Raw genomic sequence first — 4,194 nt, forward strand, 5'->3', positions numbered from 1 at the left:
CGTTTAGAGTTTCGGACGCCGTGAGGCGTCGGAAAGTCGACGGTGCCCGAACCCGCGGGCCGCACGCGATGAGCTATGGGGATTTTGATTTCGGGTTTGTCCGGGCGTCTGCTGACGGTGCCGATAAGCGGACGTGCCTGAGAGCAGCCTGTCCGATTTTGTGGAGACACAGCAGCCGTGGGAAGCGCGTCCGTCCGATTTTGGCGATGGGACGACCGCTCTTGGACGGACGATATGCAGACGTCCTTGTCGCCGGAAGCGTGGCTGCGGCGGGGCGCGAGGGTGTCGGGCCGTGCCGGATCACGGCGTGGGCATGCCGGATGGGACGATCGGGTATGGCGGACCGCGCGGCAGGTGGCAGCGCTGGAACGTCTCGATGACGACCATGCGCCCGCCGCAGCAAGGGCATGCCGGACGCGGATCGGGCGGTTCGATGGAGGGCTCGTCCGTCGCCGGCGGTGCGATCGCTAGCAGCTGACGGGCGCGTTCGAGATGGGCTTTGCGGGTGCTGGCGGCGAGCAGGCCGTAGTGGCGGATGCGGTGGAACCCGCGCGGCAGGCAGTGCAGCAGGAAGCGGCGGATGAACTCGTCGGCGCTGAGCGTCATCACTTGCTGACGGTCTGGCGCGGAGCGGCGATAATCCTTGTAGCGGAACGTGACGCCGCTCTCGCCGAACCGGAGGAGACGGCTGTTCGAGATGGCGATCCGGTGGGTGTAGCGCGACAGATAGGCGAGCACTGCCTCGGGACCGGCGAACGGCGGCTTGGCATAGACCACCCAGCGCTTCTTGCGCACTGGCGACAGGTGGCGCAGCAACGCGCGCCGGTCAGCAAGAGGTGCCAGCTGGCTGAAGAAGGCGAGCTTACCGGCATCGTGCAGCGCCAGCAGCCGGGTGAGGAACAGGCGGCGGAAGAGTGCACCCAGCACTCGCACCGGAAGGAGGAAAGCCGGGCGGGAGGATATCCATCTCTCCCCGTCCAGCGCGATGCCGCCTCCCGGCACGATCATGTGGATGTGCGGATGGTGGGTCATGGCCGAACCCCAGGTGTGAAGCACGGCGGTGATGCCGATCCGGGCGCCGAGATGCCTGGGATCGGCGGCGATGGTCAGCATCGTCTCCGAGGCGGTCTTGAACAGCAGGTCGTAGAGGAGCGCCTTGTTGGTGAACGCGATCTCGGCGATCTCGGCGGGCAGCGTGAACACGACATGGAAGTAACCGACCGGCAGCAGGTCGGCCTCGCGCGCGGCGAGCCAGGTCCGTGCGGCGGCGCCCTGGCACTTGGGGCAATGCCGGTTGCGGCAGGAGTTGTAGGCGATCCGCCAGTGCCCGCAGTCGGTGCAGGCCTCGACATGCCCGCCCAGCGCGGCGGTGCGGCAGTGCTCGATCGCCGACATGACCTTGAGCTGCTGCAGGCTCAGATGCCCGGCATGGGTAGCCCGATAAGCTGGCCCGGCGGCACGCAAGACATCGGCGACCTCGAGTGAGGCGCGCACCGGCTCTCAGCCGCTTGGCGCCTTCTTGTCCGGTGCCGCGAGCGCGAGCCGATCGAGCGGGCTGACCACCGCCCGCATCGTCTTGGTCGCCACCTGGGCGTAGAACGCGGTGGTGCCCAGCTTGGCGTGGCCGAGCAGCACCTGGATGACGCGGATATCGACCCCGTCCTCGAGCAGGTGGGTCGCAAAACTGTGCCGCAGGGTGTGCGGTCCGACCCGCCTGGCGATGTCGGCTGCCTCGGCGGCTTCGACGACGACGCGGTGGAGCTGCCGTGTGCTGATCGGCAGCATGGCGCCTCGACCGGGGAAGAGCCAGCCATCGGCGTGGAGCACGCCCTGCTGCCGGCCCGCGCGCCACCAGTCGCGCAGCAGCACGAGCAACCCTTCGGGCAGCATGGCATTGCGATAGCGCCCGCCCTTGCCGCGTTCGATCCTGAGCAGCATGCGCTTGCTGTCGATATCGCGCACCTTGAGCGCCGCGACCTCGCCGACGCGCAGACCCGCGCCATAGGCGACCGACAACGCGGCCTGGTGCTTGAGGCAGGTGGTCGCATCGAGCAGCCGCTTCACCTCGCTCTGCGTCAACACCACCGGGATCTTGCGGGCGTGCGCGGTGCGGACCAGCTTACGGGCAAGCTCGGGACGGTCGAGCGTGTGAGTGAAGAAGAACCGCAGCGCCGACACGATGCTGTTCATGGTCGGCGCCGGGATGCCGGCGTCCCGCTGCTCGATCTGGAACCGCCGGACATCCTCGGCGGTCGCGGTGTGGGGCGAGCGCCCCAGCCAGGTCGCGAACCGCCCGACATCGCGCAGATAGTTGCGCTGCGTCTCCGGGCTGAACCGGCGCAGGGTCATATCTTCGATCAGCCGCTGGCGCAGCGGGCTGACAGGCCCAATCGGAATAATCTCGTTCATCGTTCGACTCCTCGGTTGAAGGAGCCACGATCGTCTGCCTCTCTCGGACCAGACGCTACGCCCGTCGTTCTACATCACCCTCACCACAAGCAACCATCCCGCGAAGCGGGTTCGTGCATCGACGCATTGCGGACACCCCGTCATTAGTTGAGACGAAGACATGAAACGCCGAATTATTCTGATCGCCTCCCTTGCCGGGGCCGCGGGATTGTGGGCTGGCTGGGAGCTTCAGACCCTCTTTTCAATCGACGGCTGCCTCGATGCCGGTGGGCGCTGGGATTATCAACGCGGGCTTTGCGAGGGCATTATACCCAATGAATGAAAGACGTCCCACAATGGCCCGATTGCGGACGAAGGAAACAGCGTTAGTGTGCGTCGATGCCTGACCGATTGCTTGAGCTTCGGGTGGAAGAACTAGCAAGTGATGCCGCGCAGCGTGGCAACGCTATCGCATTGCTTTCTGCCCTTGGCGGGACCGCACTTGCTAAAATTGAAAGCGAAGACATTTCGCTCAATCCATACACCAACGCGATTTGTTTTGATTGGCTGGTCAACGGCGAATGGGACAGTCTTGAGGTGGAGATTTACTCGGACCACTTCGAGACATACCTCTCGCGTGATCAGGAGCTGCGTATCAATCATTGGCCAAAGTGAGCCGAAGCCGCAAGCGTTGGAGACGGTGATTGGAGAGCTTTTGGCTGGCACGGTTTAGTGTCCGCTTTCCATCTGTGGACGCCCCGCAGGATGCAAGCGGTATTTTGAGAGGTTTGGCACGTAGTCGGATGCTGCCATCTGTCCGGCCTCCTGGTGCAGCTTTTCGTGCTGCGGGCCCGTATGGGAGTTCGCGGACCGGAACCACATCACCCTCAGCGTACTGATGAAGCACGGTGGAAAGCCCTGGTTCTTCCGGTCCCGTCTCGCCGACTGTTTTGCCATACTCTCCTTCGTCCGCCTACGTCCTTCCGGCGACCTCTGGTCCGGCCCGGCTTACGCCGCGACCGAGACCGGAGCCCTGTAATCCTCGTTCTTCGTCAGCACTGCCCAGACGATGCGCGCGGTCTTGTTCGCGAGCGCCACCGTCACCAGCATGCGCGGCTTGCGCGCCATCATCTGTTCCAGCCACGATCCCGCGGGTGCGCCGCGCCTGCTTGCCTGGAGCACGACCGCGCTGCTGCCGATGATCAGCAGCCGCCGCAGCGTTCGCTCGCCCATCTTCGAGATCGCGCCGAGCCTCTGCTTGCCGCCGGTCGAGTGCTGGCGCGGTGTAAGCCCGACCCATGCGGCAAAGTCGCGGCCCTTGGCAAAGGTGCCGGGCGGAGGTGCAAGTGCGGTGATCGCGGTTGCCGTGATCGGTCCGATGCCCGGGATCGTCATCAGCCGCCGCGCGGTCTCGTCTTCGCGGGCACGCCGGGCGATCTCCCGGTCAAGTTCGGCAATGCGCTCGCTGAGCACTGCCATCTGATCGAGCATTATCTCCAGTACCGGCCGTGCGCTCTCGGGAACCGCGTCGGGATCCTCAAGCAGTGCGGCCAGCTTCTTCATGTGCGCCAGGCCTTGCGGCGCGATCCAGCCATGCTCGGTCATGTGACCGCGAACGGCGTTGCTGATCTGCGTGCGTTGCTTGACCAGCAGGTCGCGGGCCCGGAACACCAGCGCGGCTGCTTGCTGTGCTTCGGTCTTTACTGGCACGAACCGCATGCTCGGGCGCTGCGCCGCCTCGCAGATGGCCTCGGCATCCGCAGCATCGTTCTTCTGGCGCTTCACGAACGGCTTTACGTAAGCTGG

The 4,194-nt window shown here is 65.3% G+C and carries 5 protein-coding genes; 2 read left to right on the forward strand and 3 right to left on the reverse strand.

The annotated features are described in order from the left end of the window. Positions 1-300 precede the first annotated feature (300 nt). Both GRI69_RS15650 and GRI69_RS15655 read right to left on the reverse strand, forming a co-directional pair. Positions 301-1,494: an IS91 family transposase gene (locus GRI69_RS15650; protein ID WP_160726970.1), complete on the reverse strand. Its 1,194-nt coding sequence runs from the start codon at positions 1,492-1,494 to the stop codon at positions 301-303. Positions 1,495-1,500: 6 nt separating this feature from the next. Then, positions 1,501-2,409: a tyrosine-type recombinase/integrase gene (locus tag GRI69_RS15655; RefSeq protein ID WP_160726971.1), complete on the reverse strand. Its 909-nt coding sequence runs from the start codon at positions 2,407-2,409 to the stop codon at positions 1,501-1,503. A gap of 160 nt (positions 2,410-2,569) precedes the next feature. On the opposite strand from GRI69_RS15655, the gene GRI69_RS15660 reads away from it, so the two are divergent. Continuing rightward, a complete protein-coding gene (locus GRI69_RS15660; RefSeq protein WP_160729090.1) occupies positions 2,570-2,731 on the forward strand; it encodes a hypothetical protein in 162 nt (53 codons plus the stop codon). Positions 2,732-2,787: 56 nt separating this feature from the next. Beyond that, the gene (locus GRI69_RS15665) at positions 2,788-3,063 is read left to right on the forward strand and encodes a hypothetical protein (protein ID WP_160729091.1); all 276 of its coding nucleotides are present in this window, start codon (positions 2,788-2,790) and stop codon (positions 3,061-3,063) included. A gap of 333 nt (positions 3,064-3,396) precedes the next feature. Here GRI69_RS15665 and GRI69_RS15670 read toward each other — a convergent pair. Further along, positions 3,397-4,194 (reverse strand): IS110 family RNA-guided transposase (locus GRI69_RS15670; protein WP_160726291.1); only part of this gene is annotated, 798 nt, incomplete at its 5' end.

The organism is Qipengyuania vulgaris, assembly GCF_009827325.1.
Classification (GTDB): domain Bacteria; phylum Pseudomonadota; class Alphaproteobacteria; order Sphingomonadales; family Sphingomonadaceae; genus Qipengyuania; species Qipengyuania vulgaris.

Excerpts from the sequence above, each read along its gene's own strand:
- GRI69_RS15655 (WP_160726971.1), bottom strand. The coding sequence starts at position 2,409 with ATGAACGAGATTATTCCGATTGGGCCTGTCAGCCCGCTGCGCCAGCGG.
- GRI69_RS15660 (WP_160729090.1), top strand. The coding sequence starts at position 2,570 with ATGAAACGCCGAATTATTCTGATCGCCTCCCTTGCCGGGGCCGCGGGA.
- GRI69_RS15665 (WP_160729091.1), top strand. The coding sequence starts at position 2,788 with ATGCCTGACCGATTGCTTGAGCTTCGGGTGGAAGAACTAGCAAGTGAT.